This is a genomic window from Halopiger thermotolerans (assembly GCF_054654555.1).
Genome location: NZ_BAAIEU010000004.1, coordinates 868,258 through 893,198 on the forward strand (window position 1 = coordinate 868,258; position 24,941 = coordinate 893,198).

At 66.5% G+C, this 24,941-nt stretch carries 26 protein-coding genes and 1 other RNA gene; 9 read left to right on the top strand and 18 right to left on the bottom strand.

Annotated elements, in window-relative coordinates; translation table 11 throughout:
- Position 1: 1 nt before the first annotated feature.
- The 3 genes from sufB to ACYQ26_RS11990 all read right to left on the bottom strand — a co-directional run bounded on the left by sufB (position 2) and on the right by ACYQ26_RS11990 (position 5,347).
- On the bottom strand, positions 2 to 1,432 hold the full coding sequence (gene sufB / locus ACYQ26_RS11980; RefSeq protein WP_459809129.1) for a Fe-S cluster assembly protein SufB: 1,431 nt from the start codon (positions 1,430 to 1,432) through the stop codon (positions 2 to 4).
- A 61-nt stretch (positions 1,433 to 1,493) separates the two neighbouring features.
- On the bottom strand, positions 1,494 to 2,402 hold the full coding sequence (locus ACYQ26_RS11985) for an ABC transporter ATP-binding protein (protein ID WP_459809130.1): 909 nt from the start codon (positions 2,400 to 2,402) through the stop codon (positions 1,494 to 1,496).
- Between the two features lie 206 nt (positions 2,403 to 2,608).
- Positions 2,609 to 5,347 carry a DNA-directed DNA polymerase gene (locus ACYQ26_RS11990; protein WP_459809131.1) on the bottom strand — a complete coding sequence of 913 codons (2,739 nt, stop codon included), beginning with the start codon at positions 5,345 to 5,347 and terminating at the stop codon, positions 2,609 to 2,611.
- A gap of 185 nt (positions 5,348 to 5,532) precedes the next feature.
- On the opposite strand from ACYQ26_RS11990, the gene ACYQ26_RS11995 reads away from it, so the two are divergent.
- From ACYQ26_RS11995 to ACYQ26_RS12005, 3 genes are all read left to right on the top strand, one after another.
- Positions 5,533 to 5,706 carry a DUF7331 family protein gene (locus tag ACYQ26_RS11995; protein WP_459809132.1) on the top strand — a complete coding sequence of 58 codons (174 nt, stop codon included), beginning with the start codon at positions 5,533 to 5,535 and terminating at the stop codon, positions 5,704 to 5,706.
- 73 nt (positions 5,707 to 5,779) lie between these two features.
- Entirely contained in the window at positions 5,780 to 6,442 is a 663-nt protein-coding gene (locus tag ACYQ26_RS12000) for a DUF7322 domain-containing protein (protein WP_459809133.1), read from the top strand.
- Positions 6,439 to 6,942 carry a DUF7346 family protein gene (locus ACYQ26_RS12005; RefSeq protein ID WP_459809134.1) on the top strand — a complete coding sequence of 168 codons (504 nt, stop codon included), beginning with the start codon at positions 6,439 to 6,441 and terminating at the stop codon, positions 6,940 to 6,942. Before ACYQ26_RS12000 ends, ACYQ26_RS12005 begins: the two co-directional genes overlap by 4 nt.
- A 39-nt stretch (positions 6,943 to 6,981) precedes the next feature.
- Here the strand turns inward: ACYQ26_RS12005 and rad50 are convergent, their stop codons facing one another.
- The 3 genes from rad50 to ACYQ26_RS12020 all read right to left on the bottom strand — a co-directional run bounded on the left by rad50 (position 6,982) and on the right by ACYQ26_RS12020 (position 11,517).
- The gene (rad50, locus tag ACYQ26_RS12010; RefSeq protein ID WP_459809135.1) at positions 6,982 to 9,666 is read right to left on the bottom strand and encodes a DNA double-strand break repair ATPase Rad50; all 2,685 of its coding nucleotides are present in this window, start codon (positions 9,664 to 9,666) and stop codon (positions 6,982 to 6,984) included.
- A complete protein-coding gene (gene mre11 / locus ACYQ26_RS12015; protein ID WP_459809136.1) occupies positions 9,663 to 11,072 on the bottom strand; it encodes a DNA double-strand break repair protein Mre11 in 1,410 nt (469 codons plus the stop codon). The genes rad50 and mre11 overlap by 4 nt, the downstream gene beginning before the upstream one ends.
- Before the next feature lie 175 nt (positions 11,073 to 11,247).
- Positions 11,248 to 11,517, bottom strand: coding sequence for a MarR family transcriptional regulator (locus ACYQ26_RS12020; protein WP_459809137.1), 270 nt, complete (start codon positions 11,515 to 11,517; stop codon positions 11,248 to 11,250).
- A gap of 123 nt (positions 11,518 to 11,640) precedes the next feature.
- Between ACYQ26_RS12020 and pan1 the strand changes: the two genes are divergently transcribed.
- Positions 11,641 to 12,858: a proteasome-activating nucleotidase Pan1 gene (pan1, locus tag ACYQ26_RS12025; protein WP_459809138.1), complete on the top strand. Its 1,218-nt coding sequence runs from the start codon at positions 11,641 to 11,643 to the stop codon at positions 12,856 to 12,858.
- A gap of 181 nt (positions 12,859 to 13,039) precedes the next feature.
- Here the strand turns inward: pan1 and ACYQ26_RS12030 are convergent, their stop codons facing one another.
- Entirely contained in the window at positions 13,040 to 13,177 is a 138-nt protein-coding gene (locus ACYQ26_RS12030; protein ID WP_459809139.1) for a hypothetical protein, read from the bottom strand.
- Positions 13,178 to 13,271: 94 nt separating this feature from the next.
- Here ACYQ26_RS12030 and ACYQ26_RS12035 point away from each other — a divergent pair, with 94 nt between their 5' ends.
- The gene (locus ACYQ26_RS12035; protein ID WP_459809140.1) at positions 13,272 to 13,826 is read left to right on the top strand and encodes a GMP synthase subunit A; all 555 of its coding nucleotides are present in this window, start codon (positions 13,272 to 13,274) and stop codon (positions 13,824 to 13,826) included.
- Positions 13,827 to 13,899: 73 nt separating this feature from the next.
- Here the strand turns inward: ACYQ26_RS12035 and ACYQ26_RS12040 are convergent, their stop codons facing one another.
- The 5 genes from ACYQ26_RS12040 to ACYQ26_RS12060 all read right to left on the bottom strand — a co-directional run bounded on the left by ACYQ26_RS12040 (position 13,900) and on the right by ACYQ26_RS12060 (position 16,435).
- The gene (locus ACYQ26_RS12040; RefSeq protein ID WP_459809141.1) at positions 13,900 to 14,037 is read right to left on the bottom strand and encodes a DUF7331 family protein; all 138 of its coding nucleotides are present in this window, start codon (positions 14,035 to 14,037) and stop codon (positions 13,900 to 13,902) included.
- An 85-nt stretch (positions 14,038 to 14,122) separates the two neighbouring features.
- The gene (locus ACYQ26_RS12045; RefSeq protein WP_459809142.1) at positions 14,123 to 15,088 is read right to left on the bottom strand and encodes an alpha/beta fold hydrolase; all 966 of its coding nucleotides are present in this window, start codon (positions 15,086 to 15,088) and stop codon (positions 14,123 to 14,125) included.
- Position 15,089: 1 nt separating this feature from the next.
- Positions 15,090 to 15,518 carry a hypothetical protein gene (locus tag ACYQ26_RS12050; RefSeq protein ID WP_459809143.1) on the bottom strand — a complete coding sequence of 143 codons (429 nt, stop codon included), beginning with the start codon at positions 15,516 to 15,518 and terminating at the stop codon, positions 15,090 to 15,092.
- Between the two features lie 236 nt (positions 15,519 to 15,754).
- Complete coding sequence (locus tag ACYQ26_RS12055; RefSeq protein WP_459809144.1) at positions 15,755 to 16,021, bottom strand: DUF3194 domain-containing protein; 267 nt, start codon at positions 16,019 to 16,021, stop codon at positions 15,755 to 15,757.
- Between the two features lie 12 nt (positions 16,022 to 16,033).
- A complete protein-coding gene (locus ACYQ26_RS12060) occupies positions 16,034 to 16,435 on the bottom strand; it encodes a prefoldin subunit beta (protein WP_459809145.1) in 402 nt (133 codons plus the stop codon).
- A 197-nt stretch (positions 16,436 to 16,632) separates the two neighbouring features.
- Here ACYQ26_RS12060 and ACYQ26_RS12065 point away from each other — a divergent pair, with 197 nt between their 5' ends.
- A complete protein-coding gene (locus tag ACYQ26_RS12065; protein ID WP_459809146.1) occupies positions 16,633 to 17,004 on the top strand; it encodes a hypothetical protein in 372 nt (123 codons plus the stop codon).
- A gap of 131 nt (positions 17,005 to 17,135) precedes the next feature.
- On the opposite strand, the gene ACYQ26_RS12070 is transcribed toward ACYQ26_RS12065, so the two are convergent.
- Entirely contained in the window at positions 17,136 to 18,050 is a 915-nt protein-coding gene (locus ACYQ26_RS12070) for a phosphatase PAP2 family protein (RefSeq protein ID WP_459809147.1), read from the bottom strand.
- Positions 18,050 to 19,993, bottom strand: a complete 1,944-nt coding sequence (locus ACYQ26_RS12075; RefSeq protein ID WP_459809148.1) for an ABC transporter substrate-binding protein — start codon at positions 19,991 to 19,993, stop codon at positions 18,050 to 18,052. The genes ACYQ26_RS12070 and ACYQ26_RS12075 overlap by 1 nt, the downstream gene beginning before the upstream one ends.
- Before the next feature lie 172 nt (positions 19,994 to 20,165).
- On the opposite strand from ACYQ26_RS12075, the gene ACYQ26_RS12080 reads away from it, so the two are divergent.
- From ACYQ26_RS12080 to ACYQ26_RS12090, 3 genes are all read left to right on the top strand, one after another.
- Positions 20,166 to 20,444 (top strand): ribonuclease P protein component 4, encoded by a 279-nt coding sequence (locus ACYQ26_RS12080; protein ID WP_459809149.1) that lies wholly within the window; start codon positions 20,166 to 20,168, stop codon positions 20,442 to 20,444.
- A 102-nt stretch (positions 20,445 to 20,546) separates the two neighbouring features.
- Positions 20,547 to 20,795 carry a YhbY family RNA-binding protein gene (locus tag ACYQ26_RS12085; RefSeq protein ID WP_459809150.1) on the top strand — a complete coding sequence of 83 codons (249 nt, stop codon included), beginning with the start codon at positions 20,547 to 20,549 and terminating at the stop codon, positions 20,793 to 20,795.
- A complete protein-coding gene (locus tag ACYQ26_RS12090; RefSeq protein ID WP_459809151.1) occupies positions 20,792 to 21,736 on the top strand; it encodes a mechanosensitive ion channel family protein in 945 nt (314 codons plus the stop codon). Before ACYQ26_RS12085 ends, ACYQ26_RS12090 begins: the two co-directional genes overlap by 4 nt.
- Positions 21,737 to 21,764: 28 nt before the next feature.
- On the opposite strand, the gene ACYQ26_RS12095 is transcribed toward ACYQ26_RS12090, so the two are convergent.
- The 4 genes from ACYQ26_RS12095 to ACYQ26_RS12110 form a co-directional block, all read right to left on the bottom strand.
- Positions 21,765 to 22,577 carry a LolA family protein gene (locus ACYQ26_RS12095; RefSeq protein ID WP_459809152.1) on the bottom strand — a complete coding sequence of 271 codons (813 nt, stop codon included), beginning with the start codon at positions 22,575 to 22,577 and terminating at the stop codon, positions 21,765 to 21,767.
- A gap of 91 nt (positions 22,578 to 22,668) precedes the next feature.
- Complete coding sequence (locus tag ACYQ26_RS12100) at positions 22,669 to 23,604, bottom strand: DMT family transporter (RefSeq protein ID WP_459809153.1); 936 nt, start codon at positions 23,602 to 23,604, stop codon at positions 22,669 to 22,671.
- Positions 23,605 to 23,750: 146 nt separating this feature from the next.
- Positions 23,751 to 24,062, bottom strand: an RNA gene (ffs, locus tag ACYQ26_RS12105) — signal recognition particle sRNA.
- A 129-nt stretch (positions 24,063 to 24,191) separates the two neighbouring features.
- A complete protein-coding gene (locus tag ACYQ26_RS12110; protein ID WP_459809154.1) occupies positions 24,192 to 24,896 on the bottom strand; it encodes a DUF2270 domain-containing protein in 705 nt (234 codons plus the stop codon).
- Between the last annotated feature and the right edge of the window lie 45 nt (positions 24,897 to 24,941).

The window sequence follows — 24,941 nt, forward strand, 5'->3', positions numbered from 1 at the left end:
ATTATCCGAGGCTACCTTCCATCTCGAGTTCGATGAGGCGGTTGAGTTCGACCGCGTACTCGATCGGCAGTTCCTCCGTGATCGGCTCGATGAAGCCGGCGACGATCATCTTCTTGGCGTCGTCGTCGTCCAGTCCGCGCGACTGGAGGTAGAAGATGTCCTCGTCGCCGATCTTGCCGACGGTCGCCTCGTGTGCGACGTCGACCTTCGACTCCTCGATCTCCATGTACGGCATGGTGTCCGACGTGGACTCGTTGTCGAACATCAAGGCGTCGCACTCCACCGCAGTGGAGGAGTTCTCGGCGCCGTCAGCGATGTGGACGAGGCCGCGGTAGTTGGTGCGGCCGCCGTCCTTGGAGATCGACTTGGACTCGATGGTCGAGGACGTCTCGGGCGCGTTGTGGTAGACCTTCGCGCCGGTGTCGATGTCCTGGCCCTCGCCGGCGAAGGCGATGGTGATGTGGGTGTCGGTCGCGCCGCGACCCTTGAGGATCGAGCACGGGTAGAGCATGGTGGCCTTCGAGCCCATGCTGCCGGAGACCCACTCCATCGTGCCGCCTTCCTCGACGATGGCGCGCTTGGTGTTGAGGTTGTAGGTGTTCTTCGACCAGTTCTGGACGGTCGAGTACTGGACGTGAGCGTCCTCGCCGACGAAGACTTCCACACCGCCGCTGTGGAGGTTGTGGGTCCCGTACTTGGGCGCGGAACAGCCCTCGATGTAGTGGACCTCGGAACCTTCCTCGGCGATGATGAGCGTGTGCTCGAACTGGCCCATCCCTTCCGAGTTCATGCGGAAGTAGGCCTGAACGGGCATCTCGACGGTGACGCCCTCGGGGACGTAGACGAACGAGCCGCCGGACCAGACGGCGCCGTGCAGCGCGGCGAACTTGTTGTCGCTCGGCGGCACGCAGGTCGTCATGAAGTGCTCCTTGACGAGCTCGGGGTGCTCCTGGACCGCGCGGTCCATGTTCATGAAGATGACGCCCTTCTCCTCCCACTGCTCCTGCATGTTCTGGTAGACGACCTCCGACTCGTACTGGGCGCCGACGCCCGAGAGGGCGTTCTTCTCGGCTTCAGGAATGCCGAGCTTGTCGAAGGTGTCCTTGATCTCGTCGGGCAGCTCCGTCCAGTCGTCGACGCCTTCGCGCTTGTCGACGTCCGGGCGGATGTAGGGGACGATCTCCTCGACGTCCAGTCCCGAGAGGTCGGGCATGCCGGGCCAGTCCGACGGCATCGGCATGTTCTGGTACTGCTCGAGCGCGCGGAGACGCCGCTCGAGCATCCAGTCGGGCTCGTCCTTGTCCTCGGAGATCATACGGATGACCTCCTCGGTCAGGCCCTTGTCGGATTTCACCGCGGCGTTCTGTTCTTTCTTGAACTCGAACCGCGCTTCGGTGTCTGTTTCTTTGAGGTGGTCTTGTTCGGAACTCATAATTTGATTGTGTATATGGTTACGGCCGTAGGGTTATTACGGTTGTTCTAGCCGGGACCGGTTACGCGGTGCCGTAGACTTCTTCGCGGACCCAGTCGTACCCCTTGTCCTCGAGCTCCTCGGCGAGCTCGGGGCCGCCGCTCTTGGCGATCTGGCCGTCGAGCATCACGTGGACGTGGTCGGGCTCGACGTAGTCGAGGATGCGCTGGTAGTGGGTGATCTGGAGGATGCCGGTGCCCTGCTCGTCGCGCAGCGCGTTGATGCCGTTCGAGACGTCCTGCAGCCGGTCAATGTCGAGCCCGGAGTCGATCTCGTCGAGGACGGCGATCGAGGGCTCGAGGATGGCGGCCTGCAGCACTTCGTTCTGCTTCTTCTCGCCGCCGGAGAAGCCGGCGTTGAGGTAGCGCTGGGCGAACTTCTCGTCCATGTCCAGCTGCTGCATCTTCTCCTGGAGGATCTCCTGGAACTCGGCGACGCCGATCTCGCCCTCGTCCTCGGGGCCTTCCATCGGCGAGGACTCGAACCCTTCGTCCTCCTCGTCCTCGTCTTCGCCTTCTTCCTCCTCGAAGAGCTCCTCGCGCTCCTCGATCTTGGCGTTCAGCGCCGTGCGGAGGAAGTTCGTCATCGTGACGCCCTCGATCTCGGCGGGGTACTGGAAGCCCAGGAAGATGCCGAGCGCGGCGCGCTCGTTGGGCTCGAGGTCCAGCAGGTTCCAAGTGCGCTGGTCCTCGTCGATCTCGACCTCGTCGCCGAACTCGTTCTCCTCGAGGTGGAGGAGGACCTCGCCCTCGGTGATCTCGTAGGCCGGGTGGCCGGCGATGACCTTCGCGGTCGTCGACTTGCCGGAGCCGTTAGGGCCCATCAGGGCGTGGATCTCGCCCGATTCGACCTCGAGGTTTACCCCCTCGAGAATCTTCTCGTCGCCGTCCGCCACTTCTGCGTGCAGGTTGTTTAGCTCGAGACGTGCCATAGTACTCTGTCATATGAACGGTGGGGCGTATCACTCATAACGGTTTCGTATCCAATTGGATACGGTCCCGCATTAGAAAAATAATTTTCCGAAAGAGGAACTCGAGTTGTGGACGATCGGACCGCCGTCTCTCGATTCCGGTACGAACTGTCGAAGGAACGTCACGTCTTCCAGAGGGAAACAGGCGGTTCGCACCGGCCGAACGCCTACATGAAGCTATCTAGGCCCGTCTGCTCCTGTCCGCTCTTGACTTCCTCCCAGGAGACGTCAAGCGCCTCGAGGATCCGCTCGATCGGTCCCTTCAGCGTCTTCTCGAGCATCGTGTCGTAGTCGATCTCGAACTCCTCGGGAATCTGGTCCTCGTACTCGAAGCAGATGACGTCCGGATCGCGCTTGAACGCGCCGTAGAGGGGATCGGTCTGCGGATCGAACCCTTCCTCGCTCTCCATCCGCCGGAAGAACGCGGGGTCGACCCGGTCGAGGTAGAGCCGCTTGGGCTTGCTCCCGCGCTGGAAGTTGGTGCCAAGCAGGAGGTTCGCGTACTTCGCGCCCCGAACCTGGGCCGTGTCCGTGTCGTAGTTGTCCAGCCGCTTGCCGATCCCGCCCGGAATGGCGATCTCCTCGAGACTCACGTCGCCCGCGAGCACGTCCTCGATGACGCCGTTGACGTACTCCTTGGCGCCCTCGACGTCGCCCTCGCGGACGATCATCTCGATGACGCGGTGCTGGACCTCCTTGGTGATCGGCGCGATGTCCGAGCGCTGGTACTCGAAGCCGACGATGTCGATGTCGTTGACCTCTTTCCCCTCCTTCCAGGTGATGTGACCGGCGTAGCGTTTCTTCTTGCCGGCCTGGAAGAACCGCCGGTAGAGCTTCTCGAACTCGATCTGGAACCGGTGGGACTCAGCGTTGAGGTCCTCGCGCGCGAAGTCGTCGTAGCGCCCGTTGATGTGCTCCTCGATCTCGAAGGAGGTCTCGATGGCCTCCTCCTGGGAGACGCCGGGACCGAGCTCGAGCATCACGCTGTCGGTGTCGCCGTAGGTGACCTCGTAGCCGAGTTCGGTGGCCGCGGTTTCGGTGAACTCGATGACTTCGCGGCCGGTGGCGGTGATCGCGGAGGCGGCCTCCTTGTCGTAGAGGCGGAACTGCTCCCAGCCCGAGACGCCGTACAGCGAGTTCATGATGACCTTCACGGCGCCCTGCTGGCGGTCGTACTGCTCGTACTCCGGACTGCCGGGTTCGTACTCGTTGCGCAGTTCCTTCTTCTCCTCGCGCTCGGCGAGCAGTTCCGTAATCATCTCGCGCATGACGCCGTCGGGCTCCTTGCGGAAGTGAATCTCGTCGTCGCCGACCGGCGCGACGTAAGTCTCGCCGTCGTACTCCTCGGGGTTGACCTTCGTCTCCGGCGAGGCGTTGATCGTCGTCATGCACATCGGGTACAGCGACTTCAGGTCCAGCACGGTGACGTTCTCCTTGACGCCCGTGATCGGCTCGAAGACGGCGCCGCCCTCGTACTCCTCGCCGGCTTCCTGCTGGCCCTTCGAGGGCAGCGCGAACCGCCCGTGAGCCTCGTGGAGGACGTACATGTCGACCGCGTCGCCCGGCGTCGGGGCGTCCTCGAGCTTACAGCCGACGAAGGAGCGCACCTCGTCCCAGAAGGGGATAATCTCCTGCTGGCGATCGAGTTCGACGCAGAGTTCGACGTCCCGCAGGTTGTACGCCAGCAGTTGCGTCGGGTCGTCCTCCCAGAGGTCGCCGATGTCACCGGCGTAGCGCTCCTTGCCGACGCCCAGTTCCTCCTCGCCGACGGCGTCCAGCCGGTAGGAGTCCAGTTCCGAGAAGACCATCCGCTGGTAGCCGTACAGCAGGTCGAAGACGATCCGGCCCTTCACGTCCGGACCGCCCCAGTTGCTCCGCCAGACCTCGTCGACCCGCGAGAGCCGATCGATATTCAGATCGTACTCGTGGTGGGGACCCTGCAGCTCCTCGAGGCGGTCGAGGAAGTACGGCGCGTCGAAGTCCTCGAAGTTCCACCCCGTCAGCACGTCGGGGTCGGTCTCCTCGACGTACGTGAGGAAGTCGTCGAGCATCGCCTCCTCCTCCTCGTAGCTGCGGACCTCGTGGTCGATCGCGCCCTCGATCGGGTCGTAGTCTTCGATTGCGGTGGGAATCTCGCCGTCGCCGATCGGGGCCTCGTAGAGCCACATGACGTACTCGTCGCGGTAGGAGTCGTGGCTGGTGAGACAGACGATCGGCTCCTCGCCGTCCTCCGGAAAGCCCGAGCGGTCGTCGACCTCGATGTCGAAGGTGTTTACTCGGGGGGTGGCGTCGGCGTCGACCGGCTCGACCTCGTCGTGGGGGACGACCAACGAGTCGTCCTCGGCGCGGCGTTCCGGCACGCGGATGCCGCTGCGGATGTCCTTGTCGATCAGGAAGCGGTTGGGGAACAGGATGTCGGCCTCGTAGTGCTCGAAGTCGTCGCGCACCTTCCCGACGTCGCGGGGCGTCTGGCCGAAGATCTTGGTGAGCTTCTCGCCCCGGATGCTCTCGTAGCGGTCGCCGTTCTCGTCGTACTCCTTGCTGCCCGTCAGCCGCTCGTACTGCTCCTCGGGCGGCCGCTCGAGCGTCTCCGTCGGCGCGTAGAAGTAGGGCCGGAAGCCGACGACCTGGACGTGCTCGAGTTCGTCGTCGGCCGTGCGCCCGAACACGTGCATGATCGGGCGCTCCTCGTCGCCGTAGCCGGCGATGGTGTAGTCGACCTGCATCACGGCCAGATCGAGTTTCCCCTGGGGTTCGGGGAGGGTCTCCTCGAGGACGTCGATCACCTCGGCGGCGTTCGAACCGCCGTTGCCGGCGACGTGTACCGCCTCCTCGTCCGGCCGATCGGCGGACTCCTCGTCCGCCTCGGAAAACTCCGCGAGTCCGGTTTGGCCCGCCTCAGTCATGATCTCCCGATTGGCAGTCGTCGGATAAAAACCCCCGCAATCCCGGTCTCGGCCGGCCCAGTTTCCGCGCCGCCGACGGCGCGCCGTCCCCGATTCGTCACGCCGTGCGAACGGTTCCCGCGAGCTTGCGGGAGCAACAAGACATATAATGTGGTAACACATACCATAGGAATAGGTGATCGAGGTTGTCTACCCGAACCGACGACGCGACGGACGGACGCGAACCGAGTAGCGAACCCGCGGGTACCGAGACGATCGAAGCGTACGAGACCGACGACGGCGTCGTCTTCTATGACGCCGAGAACCCCCTCGCGTGGGTGGAAACGTCCCGGACGCTGACGCTGGACGAGGTCGCCTGATTCGGCACCGCCGTTTGGACCAGTTCACGTCTAAACGCGAATCCTTTTCTTGCCGCCCTGCGACGCTGCCAACGTGGCCTCCGACCGACCCGACGAGGCGGACGAGCGCGATCCCGCCCCGGACGCAAGCGCCGGTGACGGAACCGGGGACGCGACCGCGGAGCGCGAAGACTCGTCTCCCGATCGCGACCCCGACGACGCCTCCCCGACGATCCCGAGCGTCGGAACCGAGAACGCCGGCTCGGGCCTCTGGTCGGACCTGAAAGCCGACCTCGAGATCGACTCGATCGACGTCCCCGAGGTCTCGAACGACGTCACCGACGGCGCCGACGCTGACGCCGAGGTCGACGCGTCGACCGAGACCGCCCTCGATCCGTCGGCCGCACCGCCGGAACTCGTCAAGACCTTCTGGGCGCTGGTGCTCGTCATCAACGCCGCACTGCTGGCCGTCTCGCTCGGGATCCTCTTTCTCGTCTTCGAGGGTGCGACGAGGCGCGGCGGCGCGTTGGTGGCCGGGGGACTCGTCCTCTTTGGCTTCGCAGTTCGGCGGTACAGAACCTACCGGCAGTCGGCCGATCAGGCCGACTCGGAAGCCAAGGGAGACGCCGACGCCGACACCAACGACCCCGGCGTATCGGCCGATACCCGTACGAGCGTTGACGAGTCAGCGAACAGCGAAACATCTTCAAACGATGTGGCCGAACAACGGCCACCGGACGACTCAGACCCATCATGAAAACCGTCCAGGACGACACCGGGAAACGGTACCTCTTGCTCAAGCGGTCCGAACAGGCGAGTCTCGTGCGCGATCCGGAGAACGGCAACGAGTGCTACGTCCAGAACGATCGCCTCGAATCGACCGACGAACACCCCCTCGAGACGGCCGCGCGGACCGTCCCGAGTTCCGTCCGGACGCTCCTCGAGGCCGTGCCGGACGAGCGGACGCTCGGCCTCCTCGTCGAACTCGAGCGCCGGGGCCCGCTCGGCGTCCGAACGCTGCTCGACGCGAGCGACTTCTGCGAGAGCGACCTCCACGGGCGGCTGACGGTGCTTTCCGCCGCCGGCCTGCTCGCCGAAACCGACGTCGACGGCGAACGGGGCTACCGAACCACCGATGAATGCGCCGACGCGCTCGCTGTCGTCCGATCCGACGTGTCCGACGCGGCCGACGAGTCGGCGGCCGGCGCGCTCGACGTCGACGAGGGATCGACCGCGGCGAACGAAACCGAAACGTAAGGGAGACCGATTCGGAGACCCGTTCTGCAGGCCTCGATCTCAATCGGACGCGATGAGTTCCATCTCCGGCGGCTCGCCGCGCTCGAGCCGCGAGCGGTTCGACGTGGCGTCCTTCTCGACGCGGACCAGCGAGTCGGCCGCGCCGACGAGTTCCTCGTCGTGGCTGACGACGACGATCTGTTCGACGCCCAGTTCGCGCATCGACTCGACCAGCGAGACGAGTTGCGTGACGTGGCCCGAGTCGAGGAAGACCGTTGGTTCGTCTAAGATCAGCGGCGGCATCGGCGCGGTGCCCTCGACGCCCTCCGCCAGCAGGCGGTAGATCGCACAGCGCAGGCTGAGGTTAAAGAGCGCCCGCTCGCCGCCCGACAGCTGTTCCGGCTCGAGCGCCTCGCCGTCCTTCTGGTAGACGGTCAGCCGGTAGTCGCCGTCCAGTTCGATCGCGGCGTAGGAGTCGTTCTGGTAGACCAGATCGAACGTCTCGTTCAGCAGCCGCTCTAGGGTCTCGACGTTCCGTTGGCGCAGTTCGGACCGCAACTCGCCGTAGGTCGTCTGCAGCGTCTCGGCCTCGTCGTACAGCGACTCGAGGCGGTCGCACCGCTCCTCGAGGCTTTCGAGTCGCTCGCGCAGCCGCTCGAGTTCCTCGAGTTCGTTCTCGACGGCGCCGATCGCGTTCTGGAGCTCGGTGCGGCGCTCCTCGAGTTCCTCGAGTTTCGCATCGACCTTCTCGATGTACTCCTCGGCGTTTCGCTTGTCTTCGCGGGCCGTCGCGACGCGCTCCTCGTCGAACTCCGACTCGAGGTCGCGTTTGCGCTCGCGCTTGCCCGAGAGCGTCTCGCGGCGCTCGTCGTTGAGCTGCTGCCAGTTTCGCCGGCGCTCTCGGTGGTTCTCGATCTCGCTCGCGAGGTCATTTCGCTCGTCGTCGATCTCGGCGATGCGGCGCAGCGCCTCGAGCGACTCCTTGATCTCGCCCCGTTCGCCGTTTATCTCGCCGAGTTCTTTGCGCTTCTCGGCGATTTCGTCTTCCAGTTCGTCGGCCTCCTCGCGTTTCCGTTCGGCCTCGTTCTCGTACTCCTCGGCGTCCTCGAGCAGCCCCTCGCGCTGTTCGCGTCGGTCTTCGAGGCTCTCGCGCTTCTCGGTGACCAACTGCTCGACGTTGTCGCGGTTCTCCTCGAGCCGGTCGACGCGGCGTTCGGCCTCGCGGAGTTCCTCGGCGCGCTCGATCCGCTCGTCGAGGTCGTCGCGTTCGGCCTCGAGTTCTTCGAGTCGGTCCTCGAGGTCGGCGAGCTCCTCGCGCTTGTCGTCCAGGACGTCGACGTGGGGCGAGTCCTCGACGGGCTGGCCACACTCCGGACACTTCCCCTCCTCGAGCAGCCGTTCGCCTTCCTCGATGGCGTTCTCGGCGGCTCTGATGTCGGCGGTGACGTCGCCAATCTCGTCGGTAAGTTCCTCGCGCTCGCGCTCGAGGTCCGCGAGGTGGTCGGCGGCGTCGCCGAACCCGATCGGCGCCTCGTCGAACCGGCCGCGGACGTCCTCGATCTCGTCCTCGAGGTCCTCGAGTTTCGCCTCGCGGTCGGCGATGTCGTCCTCGTCGCGCTCGATCCGTTCGTCGAGGTCGTCGGCCTCCATGCGGGCCTGTTCGGCCTGAGACTCGAGATCGTCGGCCTCCTCGCGGAGTCGCTCGATCTCGCCGTTGGTCTCCGTGATCGCGACGCGGACCTCCTCGAGGTCGTCGCGCAGTTCCTCGTCACGGGCCTCGAGCTCCTCGATGCGCGCTTCGACGGCGTCGGTGTCGGCGCTCGCAGCCTTGAGGTCGGCGTCGGCGAGCAGGTCCGCGCGCTCCTCGGCCAGTGCTTCGCGCTCGGCCTCGAGTTCGCGAATCCGCTCTTTCGCCTCCTCGCGCTGCTGTTCTGTCTCGGAGATCTTCGACCGGAGTTCCTCGATCGACTCCTCGAGGTCCGAGATTTCCTCCTGCGTCTCGGCGTGGCGCTCGAGGACGTCTTCGGCGGTCTCGAGCGTGTTCCGAGCCTGCTCGCGCTGGGTCTCGTAGTGGTCGATCTCCTCGGAGACGTCGGCACGCTCGGATTCGAGGCTATTCAGCCGCTCGTGGAGCTCCTTGTCCTCCTTGCGCTCGACCTGCTTGCGGACGTCCTCGAGGACCTCCCGCTGGCCGTCCAGCACCGACTTGACGCCCAGCCGGGCGTCGCTGGCCCGCTCGCGGTAGTCCTCGAGCGCGCCCAGCTGGAGGAGGTCGTCGATCATGTCCTGGCGGTCGCTCGGCGAGGCGTGGATGAGCTTGTTGACCTCGCCCTGGCGGACGTACGCGCAGTTGACGAAGGCTTCGGCGTCCATCCGCAGGAGCTCGGTTACCTCGCGGCGCACGTCGCGGGCGCCCTCGATCGTCTCCGTGGGGGTCTCGAGGACGCACTTGGTCGTCGTCGCCCGATCACCGCGCAGTTTGAGGCGGCGCTCGACGTGGTAGTCGCGGCCGTCGTGGGTGAACCACAGTTCGACCTCGGCCTCCTCCTTGCCGGTCGTGATGACGTCGTCTAAGGTGCGGTCGTCCAGCGCCTTCGAGCCGTACAGCGCGAAGAAGACGCCCTCGAGCAGCGTCGATTTGCCGCTGCCGTTGACGCCGTGGACGACGGTGACGCCGCGTTCGAGGCCGAGGTCGGCGTCGCCGTAGCACTTGAAGTTCCGCAGGCGGATGCGGTCGACCCTCACGCGAAATCACCCAGGGAAGCGGTGTCGGCGTCTGCGGGCTCCTCGTCGCCGGTGCTCTCCGCGTCGGCGGACTCGCTCGAGGCCTCGTTGCCTCCGTCGCTGGCAGGTGCTGCGCCGGAAGCATCGTCGCTCGAGGCCTCGGCTTCGGCCGTCCCGCCCGATTCGGCAGACGCAGCGTCGGCCGTGCCACCGCCGTCAGCAGGTTCGGTACCGGCGTCGTCGCCGCCCAACTGATCCGCCACAGTCGTCACGTCCTCGTCGCTCGGTTCCCGCTCCGGGGCGGGTTCGAACGCCGAATCGTCCTCCTCGAGCAGGTCTCGTACCCGCCGTTCGACCGTCTCGCGGACGTTCGCGTCCGCGAGGTCGTCGTTGCGAACCGTCTCGTCGATCTCGAGGGCGGCGTCGCTCAGCCCGAGGTCGCGGACGCGATCGCGGACGGCGGCGTCCGGATCGGCGAAGCTGACGGACACCTCCTCGTCCTCGTCGGGCAGTTCGCGGCGGTCGTTGACGCGGGCGACTAAGGCGCCGCGATCGATCGCCAGTTCCTCGACGGCGGCGGGGGTGATCGGCCGGCCCTCGCCCTCGATCGTGACGATGACGACCGCGTCCTCGAGGTCGGGGTCGTGCTGGCGAACCCGTTCCTGAACGCGGTCGATTCCCTCGCCGTCCTCGAGTTCGACGTCGACGAAGACGAAGTCTCGCGTTTCGGCGATCGCGCGGCGGCTGATGGCGACCTCGTCGTCGAACTCGACGAGGTTGTACCCCCGATCCTCGCGCTCGCTGGCACTTGCGCGCTCGGTCGAACCGCAGTAGGTGACCCACGCGTCCTCGACTTGCGCGGTCTCGGGCGCGTGATTATCGCCGAGCAGGACGGCGTCGAAGTCGACCGTCGACTCGGTGAGCAGGCGCTCGGTGTCCCAGTCGGCGTGCGCGAAGGGTTCGAACAGGCCGTGGCTCACCAGTGTCGCGTGGTCTGCGGCGTCGGGGACCGGTTCGAACTCGTACTCGAGGTCCTCGCGCCGCGAGCGGGGGACGAAGTCGAGCCCGTAGAAGGCGACGTCGTCGACCACCTCGGGCTCGGCGCCGAGTCGCGTCGCCAGCCCGAGATCCGCAAAGAGGTCGAGCCACTGGGCGTCGCGTTTCCCCTCGTGGTTGCCGACGACGGCGAGAAAGGGGATGTCGGCGTCGGCGAGGGTGCGCAGAATATCGATCGTTCCCTGCAGGTCGACCAGTCCGGGGCGGCGGTCGTGAAAGAGGTCGCCGGCGTGGATCACGGCGTCGACGTCGTCGTCGACGGCGTCCTCGACGACCCCCCGGAAGGCCGCGAGGAAGTCCCGGCGTCGCTCGGGCGAGTTGTACTGCTGGTACCCGATGTGGGTATCGCCCGTGTGGATTACCCGCGTCATTGGGCAGTCGTTGGGGAGCGGGCCCTAAAGGGGTTCCGCGACCAGAGTGAAAGTAAAGCGAACCGACGCGTCGCTCGCGACGACGGTGGGACACGAGAGAAATCGACGGAAGCAGGAACTCGAGACGAGACGGAAGACGGCGGTCGGCAGCGCAGATTCGATCTCGGTCGAGCGGTTACGATTCGATGTCGAGACTGTACAGCCGCTTGCGGGCGTCCGAGAAGGAGAACCGCGAGTCGATGACGTTCTCCTCGTCGAGTCGGTTCAGGGCATAGCGGACCGTCCGGGACGGCAGCAGCGTCTCCTCGGCGATCTGCTGCTGGGTCATCGTGTCGTTGTACTCGAGGACTTTCGCGACGAGTTTGGCGCTGGGCGGCAGGTCGCGAACGTCCTCCCAGCTCCCCCTGTCGTCGGCCTCCTGTCGGATCGACTCTGAAGCACTCATCACGTGTCCCTTTCGAATACGGAGTGATAATATTTTCTGTTTCGTGTAATGCCTATCGGTTATATTCCCGACAGGGTGTGCTGACCCGAAGCCTCTTATGAACCAACCCCCAAAGCACGTGTGATGACCGATACTGTGGACGACGTCGACCTCCCCTACGACGAGGACGAGGCGTCCCAACAGGAGAAGATCCAGGCGCTCGAGGAACGGCTGGAGGTCCTCGAGGCGCAAAACGAGGAGATGCGCGACAAACTCCTCGACGCGAACGCCGAGAACAACAAGTACCAGCAGAAGCTCGAGCGGCTGACCCACGAGAACAAGAAGTTAAAGCAGTCCCCGCTGTTCGTCGCCACGGTCCAGGAGATCACGGACGAGGGCGTCATCATCAAGCAACACGGGAACAACCAGGAGGCCCTGACGGAGGTCACCGAGGAGATGCGCGAGGAACTCGAGCCCGACGCTCGGGTCGCCGTCAACAACTCCCTCTCTATCGTCAAGACCCTCTCGAGCGACACCGACGTCCGGGCTCGCGTGATGGAGGTCACCGAGAGCCCCGACGTCAGCTACGAGGACATCGGCGGCCTCGAGGACCAGATGCAGGAGGTCCGCGAGACCGTCGAAATGCCGCTGGAGAACCCCGACATGTTCGACGACGTCGGGATCGACCCGCCGAGCGGCGTCCTGCTGTACGGCCCGCCGGGCACCGGCAAGACGATGCTCGCGAAGGCCGTCGCGAACCAGACCGACGCCACCTTCATCAAGATGGCCGGCTCGGAGCTCGTCCACAAGTTCATCGGCGAGGGCGCCAAGCTCGTCCGCGACCTGTTCAAGGTCGCCCGCGAGCACGAGCCCGCCGTCATCTTCATCGACGAGATCGACGCCATCGCCGCCAAGCGAACAGAGTCCAAGACCTCCGGCGATGCCGAGGTCCAGCGGACGATGATGCAACTGCTCTCCGAGATGGACGGCTTCGAGGATCGGGGCGACATCCGCATCATCGCCGCCACCAACCGCTTCGACATGCTCGATCGGGCCATCCTCCGTCCCGGTCGGTTCGACCGCCTCATCGAGGTTCCCAAGCCGAACCAGGAGGGGCGCGAGATCATCTTCCAGATCCACACCCGCGACATGAACGTCTCCGACGACGTCGACTACGCGGAACTGGCCGCGGAGGCCGAGGACGCCTCAGGTGCCGACATCAAGGCCGTCTGCACGGAAGCCGGCATGTTCGCCATCCGCGACGACCGCACGGAGATCCAGATGGAGGACTTCCGCAACGCCTGGGACAAGGTGCAGGCCGAATCCGACGACACCGAGGACGTCTCGAAGACGTTCGCCTGAGGACCCTCCGGGGACTGCCACCCCGACCCCGACCAGCGGGGCTCTCGATATAGCGGCTTTCGCTCCCGGTTTCTGCGGGTTCGCCGTTCTCGATTCGTCGATTCGCCAATTCACTCTCGAGACGGTGGGTATTTTCACTCCGAGTCGCGGCGCTGTGCGGCCGGTCTCGAGACGGGCCGCGCTACGGCGTCGCGAAAACGAGCCACGGCACGACGAACAGCGCGACCGTCAGAACCGCGAGGATGACGAGATAGCCCGCGACCGTGCTCGCCGCGGCGAGCCACGCCGGGTGCTCGAGGTCGGTGCGAGTGAGTGCCATACGCGAACGTCCAGCGGACGAGGCATAAACGTGCCGACGAAGGACGTTGCGCGTTCCGGACCGTTTTTACCGGCTGACTCGCTACGGACACCCAATGACGAAGATCGTCGTGGTGGACAACCACGGACAGTTCACGCACCTGGAGCGCCGGGCGCTTCGCGACCTCGGCGTCGAGACCGAACTGATCGACAACGACACGCCCCCCGAGGAGGTCGAGGCCGACGGCGTCGTCCTCTCCGGCGGCCCGGACATGGACCGGATCGGCAAGTCGCCCGAGTACCTCGAGGCCGATATGCCGGTGCTGGGCATCTGTCTCGGCATGCAACTGATCGCCGAGGAACTCGGCGGCCGCGTCGGAAGCGGCGACTACGGCGGCTACGCGGACGTGAACGTCGACATCGTCGACGACGACGACCCGCTGACCGGTTCGCTGTACCCCGAAACGCGAGTCTGGGCGAGCCACGCCGACGAGGTCAAGGAACTACCCGCGGGGTTCGAACTGACCGCCGAGAGCGATGTCTGCGACGTCGAGGCGATGAGCGACACCGACCGCGACATCTACGGCGTCCAGTGGCACCCCGAGGTCGCCCACACCGAGGAGGGCGAGGAGATCTTCGAGAACTTCGTCGAAATCTGCGAGTCGCGGTAACGGCTCGTCGACCCGCTGGGAGTCGGGTACGCGTCGCATCGACGCCGGCCTCGACTTTCTCGCCGGGCCGTCGCTACGTCTGCCAAGCCAGCGCGACCGCCGTATCCGATTCGAGCCAGGCCGCCTCGTTCGTCGTATCGTAGATTCGAACCGTGCCGTCGGCGTCCTCCCGCTCGGCGTACCGCCCGGGTGTGTGGGTCCTATCTCGCATAGCGACTGTCACCCGAGCACGAAACCCGCAGAGCATAGCTTTTGTGGGACGGCGCCGAATCGCCGCTAGCTCGCCTGACTCGGCCCTATTCCGCCGGCTTCTCGCGCGTCGGCCCGTCCGTTCGGATCTCGATGCCGACGTCGCTCGGCTCGAGGACGTCCGGCAGCTCCTCGTCGCGGTCGCCGGTGATGGCCGCGAGCACCTCCGCGACGTAGGCGTTGAACAGTTCGGGGTGTTCGCTCATCGGGAAGTGACCGATCTCGGCGAACTCGATCGCCGTCGCGCCCTCGCCGATCCCCTCGGCCGTCTGGCGGCCGTCCTCGGGCGTGGTAAGGTAGTCGTACTCGCCGTTGGCGATGTAGAGGGGGCACGCCTCGGCGTCCACCTGATCCAGTTTGTCGCGGTAGTCGTGGTCGACGGAGTAGTAGTACAGGTCCCCCTTGAACACGCCCGTCGCACCCTGTTCGTAGAGGTACATCGTCTCGCGGCGGCTCCGCTCGGGGCTCTGGGGCGCCATCAGTCCCCAGCAGGAGTAGGCGTTGACCTCCGTCGTGTTCACCTCCGGATGGTCGAGCCAGTCGATGTAGAAGCCGGGGCTGTAGGCGCCGCACTCGAGCCCGATCAGCGCGCGGAACCGATCGGGGTACCAGTCGGCCAGCTCGAGGGCGATGTTCCCGCCCATGCTCGAGCCCATGTAGATCGGCTCCTCGAGCTCGAGGGCGTCGGCGAGGGCGACCAGCGTCTCGGCGAACTGCTCGGCCGTCAGCGTGTAGTCCTCTTTCCACCACTCGCGCGCGGTCGGGGGCACTGACTTCCCGTGGTAGGGCAGGTCGTGGGCGATGATGCGGAACTCCTCGGTGAGGTCCTCGTCGGTCAGGAGGTGGCGCCACTCCTGACAGTTGTTGCCGGCCGTGTGCTGACAGAGCAGCGGGATTCCGTCTTCCGGGCCGTTTTCCTCGACGTAGATGCGGTAGTCGACGCCGTCGACGTCGACGTGCACGTAGGAGCCGGTGATCGGTTCGACGTCGCCGGACTGGAAGGAGTCGGCCATCTCAGGTCCCCCCGTCGTTGTGCGCGACCCGCATCAGATCGAGCGTCCGCTGGAACGCGCGAAGGTGCTGGAAGATCTTCTTGTTGTTCCCGGTCAGCCGCAGGTGGCCGTCCTCGTTCCGGACCGCCGTCCGGTAGTGCGAGGCGATGATCTCGTGGTTGAACGCTGGTGGCGTCTCCTGAACGAACTCCTCCCAGGTCTCGCGGTCGCCCTCGACGCCGAACGACCACTGGTGGTTCATCGTCGGGTTCGGGACGAGGTTCGCGATCTCGCCGCCGTCCATCTCCACGAGCACGCGTTCGTCGCCGATTTCCACGTAGAAGTTCTCGGAGAACTTGTCGTGACCTCGGACGTCCATCTCCGGGTCGCCGTTTACCGTTTCCTTGTACGACTCCCACCACTGGTGAGAGCCCAGTTCTGTGTCGGTCATCGCAACCGGATCCACGTTCGCCGATCCGCTCCAAATAGCTCACACAATGGATCCTGATAGCTCGAGGACGAATACAACGCCGCCGACGCCGCCGGCGATGCAACTCGAGGACGGACGTGCGACCGTCTCGAGCGGTTTCGACGTGGCTCAACGCCGCCGAAGAAGGGGGCGACGGTCGCGGTGCGGTCGGCGGTACCGCGCCGCGGGACGTCGAACCGGAACGGGGCGAGGCGGGCCTACGCGGCCTCGAACAGTTCGTCGACCGCCTGCTGGGCGACGAGCGCGGCGTCGTCGGCGACCCGTTTCGGGTCGGGGCCGCCCTCCTCGTCCGGCGCGTTCAGATAGACGTCGACCTCGAGGACGCCGTCCTCGAAGGTGACGGTGACGTCCAGATCGCGTACGTTCGATTGCTTGTACTCCGAGAAGACGTAGCCTTCCGCGGCGTCAGAGGCCGCCTGCACGACCTCCTCGGCGGTCGGCTCGCCGTCCGTCTCGGTCGACATGTCGATCGGCGCTTACGCGCCGCCGGCGCCCGGACCGCCCGGGCCGGCCGGACCGCCCATGCCGCCGCCGGCGCCGCCGAGCAGCTCCTCGAGCTCCTCCTGGAGGCTCTCGAACTGATCCTGGACGCGCTCCTCCTGCTTCTCGAGGGTCTCGAGGCGGATCTCCAGCGAGTCGACCTTGTCTTCGAGGTCCTCCTGGGCCTCGTCGTAGTCGGTCTCGACGAGGAGTTCGCCGACGTTGCGGTACATCGTGGTGTCCTCGTCGATGTTCTCGAGTTCCTCGAGGGCGTTTTCGGCCTCGGTGAGGTTCGTCTCGGCTTCCTGCTTCTGAACGGCGACCTCCTGGGCCGTCTCTTGCAGGTCCTGGAGCTGTTCGATTTTCTCCTGTGCCTCCGGCGGCAGATTGCCTTGCATATCTCGACCGTCGCCCTCCGGACTGATAAAGCCAAGCTTTATCGTCGGCCCGGAGTGTCCGTCCCGGTGACGGTTCGAGCGTCGCGTTCCCGTCCCGAGGCGCGATTTACCGCGGTTTACCGTGGCCACTATCGCCGAATCTGCTCGGAATCGAAAACATGGCAATCCTTTTCCGCGGCGCAACAGAATTCGAGGGTATGACGGACGAAAACGAATCCGGATCCGAACCCGAGGCCGACAACGGCGACGGGGACGAGGAGAAGTCGTTCCGCGAACGAGTCGAGGAGATCCGCGAAAAGCGCGCCGAGGAAGGCGAGGAGGGCGACGCGCCCGAGAGTCCGTTCGGCGGCGGCGGTGGCGGCCCCGGCGGCATGGGCGGGGGCGGCAACCCCTTCGCGCAGATGATGGGCGGCATGATGGGCGGCGGTCCCGGCGGCGGCCCGGGCGGCCGCGGCGGCGAGGAAAGCAACGAGGAACTCGTCCGCGAAGTCCGACAGCTCCGCGACGAGATGCGCGACCAGACCCGTGCGTTAAAGCGGATCGCCGACGCGCTCGAGGACGACAACTAACCGCCGGCTCCGGCGACTCCGGCGACGAGAGCTTCCGTCGCCGGATTCCCTTTTCGACGGTGCGACGCTCGAGTAGCGACCGATTCGGCGTGCCGTCGAGACTTCCGTTTCCGGTCGCGCTCGAGGCATGTCTACTCCGCGTCCTGCTCGGCGTTCGTTCCGGGGTCGGCATCGGCGTCGGGGTCGGGATCGACCCCAGCGGGGGTTCGACCGCCGATCCGTCGAACGCGCGGGAATCGCTCCGCGGCCCACTGGTAGATCGACCAGCGGCCGACGAACGCGTGCGCCAGGGTGACGGTGGCGTAGGCCATCGCGAGTCCGGCGACGACGTCGATCGCCCAGTGGATGCCCAGATACATCGTCGAGACCGACACCGAGGCGGCGAGGACGAGCGCGACGACGAACCACTTCGGATAGACCTGCCGGGTGCGATAGGCCATCAGCGCGACGGTCCCCGACAGCGACGCGTGCAGCGACGGGAAGACGTTCGTGTTGCGATTTACCTCGCGAGTGAGGTGCTGGTACTGCGGGTAGGTGTCGTACAGCAGCGCCGTGACTTCGGGGATGATGTTCCGCGGCCCGTAGGAGATAAAGAGGATGTAGCACGCGAGCCCGAGTGCGTAGTTCAGCGTGTACGCCGCCAGAAGCTCCCGCAGCGGCCGCGTGTCCGAGAGCGCGAAGTAGGCGATGACCGGGAAGACCAGCAGGAACACGTAGCCGTAGATGTAGATCACCGAGAAGAACGTCGTCGCCGCCGGCGTCGCGAACGACTGCAGCCAGAGGATGAACTCCCCCTCGAGGTCGTAGATCGGCCCGGTGAGGTTCCACCCGAGTATCCAGGCGATCTCGGGGCTGAGTATCCTGAGGTCGCTACTCCCGATCAGGACGGCGGCGAGGACGGCGGTCACCGGCAGGATCGCGCGCACTCGCTCGCGCCACTCCCGCAGGGTCGTGCGGAGCCGTCGGCGGCCGACGAAGACGGCGACCGAGAGCAGGAGCAGCGCGGCGACGACCGCGGTCAGTTGCGTCAGGACTTGTGTCAGCATCAGTGTCTCACCCGGAGTCGGCCCTCGCCGTCGTACCTGAACCCGGCGGCCTCGAACGCGTCCCGTGCCGCGTCAACGTCGATCTCGCCGTCCCGTCCGAGAAACGGCGTCTCCGGATCCTCGCCGTCCCAGCGCAGTTCCTCGGGGGTCCACTCCTCGGTGACCGGGGCCGCGACCGGCCGCGCGTGGCCGCCGAACACGTCCTCGACGAGCCACGCCTTGTCGATCAGGCGCGCGACGCACCGCCGGAAGCGCGGGTTGCTGAACGGCGGCTTGCGCGCGTTGAACCCGAGGTGGTAGAACAGCCACGACTCGGACTTGAGGGCGTCGACGTGCTCGGTCGCCGAAGCGACCTCGAGGGCATCGTCGACGACGTAGCTCTCGAGGGTCGTGCTGGTGACGTCGACCTCGTCCGTCTCGACGCGCTCGATGGCGGAGGTGCTTCGCGGATCGATCCCGAACCGGAGCCGATCGGCGGTCGGCTCGGGCAGGGGAACGTCCTCGCGGCGGGTGAAGTGATCGTCGACCCGCTCGAAGGCGACGTAGTCGCGGTCGGCTCGGCTCGCGAACCGGTAGGGGCCGCTTCCGACCGGCGGGAGGTTGTCCGTGACCAGCGCCTTCGTCGTTCCGGGGGCGACGCGAACGCCGGGGACGTCGGCGGCCGCCGCGCGGGGCTCCCAGACGTGTTTCGGAAGGATCGGAACCGTCAGCGCGTACTCCCCGACCGCGCGGCTCGCGTCGACCGTCAGCTCCAGGCGGTGGTCGTCGACGACGGCGACGGTTTCGACGGCGTCGACGCGGCCGCGGTGGCGCGGCGACGGGGCGGCGACCTCGAGGTCGCCGAGGCCGGTGTCCGCGAGGAATCGGTAGGTGAACGCGACGTCCTCTGCGGTCAGCGGTTCGCCGTCGTGGAACCGACAGTTCTCCCGCAGGCGGATCGTCATCGTGTCGCCGGCCGCGTTCCACTCCCAATCGGCGGCGAGCCACGGCACGAAGTCGCTTCGGGCAGCGGGTTCGTCGTCGCTTCCGTCACCGCTCTCGTTGCCGCCGTCGGTTCCCGAATCGCCTCCGGCGGCGCTCTCGCTCTCGCCGTCGAGCATGGCACCGTCGAGATCGGAGTTGCCGACGGGGGCGATCGCCAGCGAGTCGTAGAGCAGATCGACGATCGTGCCGCGGCTGCGGTACTCGGCGGAAAGGGGGTTGAGGTTCTGCGACGGACGCGCGTTGACGTGGGCGGTTCGCAGTTCGGCCGGCTCAGTTCCGTCGTCGTTCCCGGTGTCGGTCCCGTCGCCCCGTTCGGACTCGACCTCGAGTCCGAGGTAGCCGAGCCGGGTAGCGGGGTGGCCGTTCCCCCAACCCGTGAACCGGTCGGTCCTGACGAGTCGGTACTCGTCGGGGATACAGATCGGGACGAAGGGCTGCTCGACGGCCAGCGCCTCGAGCGTGTCCCCGACCGCCTCGCGCCGGGCCTCCCCGTCGGCGGTCCGCTGGGCCTCGAGGCGGTCGTCGAACGTCAGATCCGTGTATCCGAACGGGTTCTGCCAGCCGGCCTCGTCCGCGTAGCGCGAGTGCAACGCTTCGTAAAGGAAGGCCGGGTCGGTGTCGGCGGGGTGCGTTCCCACGTAGACGTCGAAATCCTGGTTGATCAGTATCGTCCGGAGAAATTCCACGCCGGAGAGGATCTCGATCGAAACGTCCGCGCCGACGGTCTCGAGGGCGGCCGCGATAGTGCGGGCAACCTGAATGCTCTCGCGGTCGCCGTCGGTGGGGAGCGTCGTGATCGTCAGCGAGAGGCGATCGGCTGCTCGCCGATTGACGGTGTTTCGGAACCGGCGCACGCAGCCGCTGGTCGCGACGGTCGCACCGGCGCCGAGCGTCGTCAGCATCGCTCGACGAGTGCGACCGTCGCCGCGGCCGTCGCCGTTCACAGCGGAGTCGGTCATGAGTGTCTTGGTGGGAAGGGGGATCGGGGCGGTTTCGTATCGATGGAGGCCGTTGGCCTGTTGAATATAACAATATTGCGTTATCGCACTAACACAACGGTCGCCGGGAAGCCCGTCGGTGCTCGATTCGAGGAACGCAACACCAATAGGGACACCGACGAAACACGACCCTATGAGCGTCGCCGCCGAGCGCCTCGAGCGACTGCACGAGCTCGCCCGATCGGCGGCAGCGGCGGGCGACGACGAGCGGGCCCGCTACTACGTGCGGCTCGCGCGTCGGGTCGCCGAGCGAAACCGCCTCTCCCTTCCCGAGAAGTTCCGGCGATTCACCTGCGACGACTGCGACCGCTACCTGCGGCCGGGATCGAACGCCCGCGTCAGGCTGCAGGACGGCACCGTCGTCGTCACCTGCGACTGCGGCGCCCACGCGAGGTACCCCTACGAGGAGTGAGGGCCGCGGCAGTGCGGGCGGCCGGGAGTGGGGCGCGATGACACGAGTGACGGCGACCCGGTTCGCGAAGATTCAACTGCCTCCACTCCCTTACTCGAGGCTATGGATCAGCAAGAACTCAAGAAACGGGCGCACGACCTCGACGTGACCGTCTGGGTCGGCAAGAGCGGCATCGAATCGGTCGTCGACGAACTCGACGATCAGCTCTCGAACACGGATCTGGTGAAGGTGAAGTTCCTGCGGGCCGCCCGCGCCGGCAGCTCGACCGACGAGAAGGCGGCGGATCTCGCCGAGCGGGTGGGCGCCGAGCTCGTCGAGACGCGCGGGCATACGGCAGTGCTGTATCGATGACCGGCGATGTCGGATCTCCCTCTACGGCGACGTTTTTCCGGCCGCTGCAGGCCGACCCCGCCGGTCCGGTCGAGCGCGCCCTCGAACTCGTCGGCCTCGAGGCGTTCACGGCCAGCATCGCTAGCGCGATCCGGTTCGTCCTCGCGTTCGTCGTCGTCTGGGCGGTAGGGCGGTTCGTCGTCCTGCCGCTCGTGCGGCGCACTCTCGATCGGCGCGGGATGGACGAGCACGCGCAGAACCCGCTGTTGATGGTGACCCGGTTCGGGATGCTCTTTCTCGCGATCGCGGTCGCCTTCGGCTTCGGCGGGTTCGGCAACTTCCTCGTCTCGATGGCCGGCATCGCGGCGGCCGGCGCGCTGGCGATCGGGCTGGCGATGCAGAACGTGATCTCGAACTTCGTCGCGGGCATCTTCATCTACACCGACAAGCCGTTCCGGATCGGCGACTGGATCGAGTGGGACAACGGCGACTACGCGGGCGTCGTCGAGGACATCAGCCTCCGCGTGACCCGCGTTCGCACGTTCGACAACGAACTGCTGACGGTGCCCAACTCGGTGCTGACAGACGATGTGATCAAGAACCCGGTCGAGGGCGACAAGCTGCGGCTGAAGTTCGTCTTCGGCATCGGGTACGGCGACGACATCGAACACGCCAGCGAGATCATCGTCGACGAGGCGGAACGCCACCCCGACATCGCGGACGATCCGGCGCCGAGCGTGCGCCTGATCGAACTCAACGACTCCGACGTCGGGCTCCAGTCGCGGTTCTGGATCGACGATCCCTCGCGGGCCGACTTCGTCCGCATCAAAGGCGAGTACGTGACCGCCGTCAAGCGGCGGTTCGACGAGGAAGGGATCGACATCCCCTACCCCGTCCGCACCCTCGAGGGCGACCTCTCGTTGAACGACGCCGATCAGAGCGTCGTGCAACCGGCCGAGTGAGAGAGCACAGAAGCGCAGTCGAGGCGACTCACCACTCCTCGACGGTGGCGTTCTCCGGCGGCTCGAACGCGAACCGTTCGTCCTCGAGGCCGACGTTGAACCGCACCGTCTCGTACGCCATGCGCAGTTCGTGGCGCTGGCCGTTCTCACCTTCGTAGACGAGCCGTTCCTTCAGCGGGTAGTCGTACTCCGCGTCGATCCAGAGGGACCACTCGACCACGCCGAGGTCGGTCTCGACGGGCGCGGTCTCGAGCGGGACGACGAACTCGGTGTTCCCGACGAGCACCGAGACGTCGCGCTCGACCGTCTCGTTTTTCGGTTCGATCTCGAGGACGTGCGCCTCGCGGTTCGCGATCCGTGCGGTGCCCGCGTACTCGAGGTCGTACAGTTCGCGTTGCTCGGCGGCCATCGCGGCTCGATCGGACCGGATCGCTTCGTCGTCGAACGGCTCCGCCGGCTCGAAGCGGTACGCCGTCGCCGCGTCCGGATCGTAGCTCCAGGTCATCGAGGCGTTCGAGACGTAGCGGTCGCCGATCACGGACGGCTCCGACGCGTTCAGCACTTCGCTGCGCTCGTCGGTGTAGGGACGCTTCTCGACGCGGACGCGCTCGGAGACCGTGTCGTTCCCCGCGGTCATCTCGACCGTCCGGATCCCCTCGAGGTCCTCGAGGTCGTCGGCGTGGACGAACGCGCTCTCGAAGAGCGCGTCCGGATCGGGGTCGGAGGTGGTACCGGCTCCGGCGCCGCTCCCGTCGCTCGTCGGCACGGAGACGGCACACCCCCCGAGCGCGACGAGCAACGCGACCGCGCCGAGGAGCGCGACGAAGCGGCGAGATGTCATCACGAAAACCAATCTCGAGAAAACTTCTAAACTTTTCCATCGCCGGGACGACAGCCGGTTGCGATGCCGTCAGGTCCTGTTCCGGCTCCGGCTACGACTCCGCCGTCGAGACCACGTAGACGCCCGCGGCCATCACGACGCCGCCGAGCACGAACTGCGGCCCGAGCGATTCGCCCAGCACCGTCGCGCCGAGGGCGCCGCCGACGACCGGCTGCGCGAAGAAAAACGCCGAGATGACGCTGGCGTCGACGTACTCCATCCCCTTGTACCACAGGTACCACGCCGCGGCGGTGCCGAGCACGCCGAGGTACAGCACCGCGGCGACGAGCTCCGGCGTCGGCTCGATCGCCCGCAGCGACGCGTCGGTGAAGGCGACCTCGAGCGGCACCAGCGCCGCGAGCATCGGCACCGCGGCGAGCGTGGAGTAGGTCGCCGTCTCGAGGGCCGAGTAGCGGTCGATCAGCGGCTTCCCGCGGACGGTGTAGAGCGCCCACGTCGCGCTCGCGATCAGGAGCATGCCGACGCCGATCGCCGGCGTTCCGCCGGCGAGCGTCGAGAGGTCGTACTGGCCGGTCAATACGATCACCGTGCCGCCTAACGCGGCGACGATCCCGACGACGAGGCGGCCGGTGAGCCGTTCCCCCAGCAGCGTCACGCCAAGTAAGATCGTGAAGATCGGCGTCAACACGGTGACGAGCGAGCCCTGACTCGCGGTCGTCATCGCAGTGCCGAGGAACTGGGTCGCCATCGAGGCCGCGATGACCGCCCCGAGGGCGACGAAGCCGAGCACGTCCCGGCGCGCGAACCGTCGACGCGGATACCGCAGGCGGACGACGAGCAGCAACACTGCCGCGCCGACGGCGACCCGCAGGAACGCCAGCGTCACCGGCGGAATCGACCCGAATCCCCACATGCTGACGACGTAGAGTCCGCCCCACAGCACCGCCGCGGCCAGCGGCGCCAGCGCGAACAGGTACGTCGTGCAGAACCGTCGCAGACGAGCGACTCGAGCATACGAACGACTCATCGATCGCACGTAACGGAAGGGGGGATATGGTCCCTTCGAACCGAAATCAACCGGCTCGAGTCGAGACGCGCCGGCGAACCGACCGACGGAGAAGCAGTTCGGCGACGAGCGCCGCCGCTCTGCGATCGGTTTCGGTATGAAGTATGAGTGTGGAAGCCGCGATTGCCCGGCGTTCCGGCCGGGGGAATCCCGGTTGCCTTCTCCACCCCGCGACCCGTCGAGCGACAGGTGTCCGGCGGTCCACTGCTCGCTTCCGCGCCTGATGGGCTGTCGCCGGCTAACCGCGATGGGGCGTCCCTGCGGACGGCCATCGCGGACCGCTGTCCCCGACGGACGAGGCTTCCATGTTGGCTCCCGGGGCCCCGGCCGGTCTGACCGGACGCCCGCGGTGTTCGGTCCCCGCTAATGACCGTAGCGCGGGTAGTGAGCAGGGCCAAACTGCCCGACCTATCCATCCCTTCGTAGGGGGTTGCTCCTTAAGGGCCTTTCGCCTCCGCAATCGCACGACGGCGTGCGGGTCGCTCGTCCCGACAGCTCCGATCCCCTTTCATCGGCCGCGAGCATTACCCGACCGCCGCCTCGAGCGCTCACTCCTGCTCGAGGTCGCCGTGGTCGGCGCCGCCGGATTCGCCGCGCTCCTTCGAGGTCAACGGGACGGCGAGGGCGAGCAGCGCGAGGTAGTAGATTCCGACGGCGGCGGCGACGACCGTGCCCTCGACGCCGGGAAGCGAGGCGCTTGCGGGGAACGTTTCGTCCGGAGTGAACGCCCAGAGGTGGAAGAGCCAGCCGATCAGCATCGCGGTGATCAGCGGGAGGTAGACGCGGCGCAGTCGGTGGCTGAACGCGCCGCGGTAGCTGATCTTGGGCGACGGGTTCCGGTAGTCGTCGCTTAGTTCCTTGCGCCACGCCGTCCGTTCGACGCCCGCGGAGGGATCGAGCGCGTTGGCGAAGAGGTTCTCCTGCAGGACGCGGACCCGCGAGCGCCAGACATCGTAGTCCTGGAACCGGCGTGCCTCGATGAAGAGGAACGCGGTCCCCACGATGATGCCCGCGAGAATGACCGCGTGGGACACGTCGCCCGAGAAGGCGTACGCGACGATCGCGGACATGACCGTCACGGCCCAGTTGGTCGTGGTGTCGAGGCGGCCCCGCCAGTTGACGGCGCGATCGACTTCGCCCCTGTAGAGGTGGGCCGCAACGGAGCCGAGCCCGGTGCTCTGATCGACCATCTCGCGGCCGATCTCCCGCTCCTCCTCCGCCTCCGGATCGAACTCGGGGTCGCCCTCGCTCATACGCGGCCGTCCGATCCGCAGCGACAACATCCTTTCACCGGCAGC

Bases quoted from the DNA above. Each gene is read 5' to 3' on its own strand.
- ACYQ26_RS12100 (WP_459809153.1), bottom strand. From the start codon at position 23,604: ATGAGTCGTTCGTATGCTCGAGTCGCTCGTCTGCGACGGTTCTGCACG.
- sufB (WP_459809129.1), bottom strand. From the start codon at position 1,432: ATGAGTTCCGAACAAGACCACCTCAAAGAAACAGACACCGAAGCGCGG.
- ACYQ26_RS12055 (WP_459809144.1), bottom strand. From the start codon at position 16,021: ATGTCGACCGAGACGGACGGCGAGCCGACCGCCGAGGAGGTCGTGCAG.
- mre11 (WP_459809136.1), bottom strand. From the start codon at position 11,072: ATGACGCGGGTAATCCACACGGGCGATACCCACATCGGGTACCAGCAG.
- ACYQ26_RS12085 (WP_459809150.1), top strand. From the start codon at position 20,547: ATGGATCAGCAAGAACTCAAGAAACGGGCGCACGACCTCGACGTGACC.
- ACYQ26_RS12110 (WP_459809154.1), bottom strand. From the start codon at position 24,896: ATGAGCGAGGGCGACCCCGAGTTCGATCCGGAGGCGGAGGAGGAGCGG.
- ACYQ26_RS12070 (WP_459809147.1), bottom strand. From the start codon at position 18,050: ATGCTGACACAAGTCCTGACGCAACTGACCGCGGTCGTCGCCGCGCTG.
- ACYQ26_RS11985 (WP_459809130.1), bottom strand. From the start codon at position 2,402: ATGGCACGTCTCGAGCTAAACAACCTGCACGCAGAAGTGGCGGACGGC.
- ACYQ26_RS12075 (WP_459809148.1), bottom strand. From the start codon at position 19,993: ATGACCGACTCCGCTGTGAACGGCGACGGCCGCGGCGACGGTCGCACT.
- ACYQ26_RS11990 (WP_459809131.1), bottom strand. From the start codon at position 5,347: ATGACTGAGGCGGGCCAAACCGGACTCGCGGAGTTTTCCGAGGCGGAC.
- ACYQ26_RS12090 (WP_459809151.1), top strand. From the start codon at position 20,792: ATGACCGGCGATGTCGGATCTCCCTCTACGGCGACGTTTTTCCGGCCG.
- ACYQ26_RS12065 (WP_459809146.1), top strand. From the start codon at position 16,633: ATGACGGACGAAAACGAATCCGGATCCGAACCCGAGGCCGACAACGGC.
- ACYQ26_RS12050 (WP_459809143.1), bottom strand. From the start codon at position 15,518: ATGACCGACACAGAACTGGGCTCTCACCAGTGGTGGGAGTCGTACAAG.
- ACYQ26_RS12030 (WP_459809139.1), bottom strand. From the start codon at position 13,177: ATGGCACTCACTCGCACCGACCTCGAGCACCCGGCGTGGCTCGCCGCG.
- ACYQ26_RS12080 (WP_459809149.1), top strand. From the start codon at position 20,166: ATGAGCGTCGCCGCCGAGCGCCTCGAGCGACTGCACGAGCTCGCCCGA.
- ACYQ26_RS12005 (WP_459809134.1), top strand. From the start codon at position 6,439: ATGAAAACCGTCCAGGACGACACCGGGAAACGGTACCTCTTGCTCAAG.
- ACYQ26_RS12035 (WP_459809140.1), top strand. From the start codon at position 13,272: ATGACGAAGATCGTCGTGGTGGACAACCACGGACAGTTCACGCACCTG.
- ACYQ26_RS12095 (WP_459809152.1), bottom strand. From the start codon at position 22,577: ATGACATCTCGCCGCTTCGTCGCGCTCCTCGGCGCGGTCGCGTTGCTC.
- ACYQ26_RS12045 (WP_459809142.1), bottom strand. From the start codon at position 15,088: ATGGCCGACTCCTTCCAGTCCGGCGACGTCGAACCGATCACCGGCTCC.
- ACYQ26_RS12060 (WP_459809145.1), bottom strand. From the start codon at position 16,435: ATGCAAGGCAATCTGCCGCCGGAGGCACAGGAGAAAATCGAACAGCTC.
- pan1 (WP_459809138.1), top strand. From the start codon at position 11,641: ATGACCGATACTGTGGACGACGTCGACCTCCCCTACGACGAGGACGAG.
- ACYQ26_RS12020 (WP_459809137.1), bottom strand. From the start codon at position 11,517: ATGAGTGCTTCAGAGTCGATCCGACAGGAGGCCGACGACAGGGGGAGC.
- ACYQ26_RS12040 (WP_459809141.1), bottom strand. From the start codon at position 14,037: ATGCGAGATAGGACCCACACACCCGGGCGGTACGCCGAGCGGGAGGAC.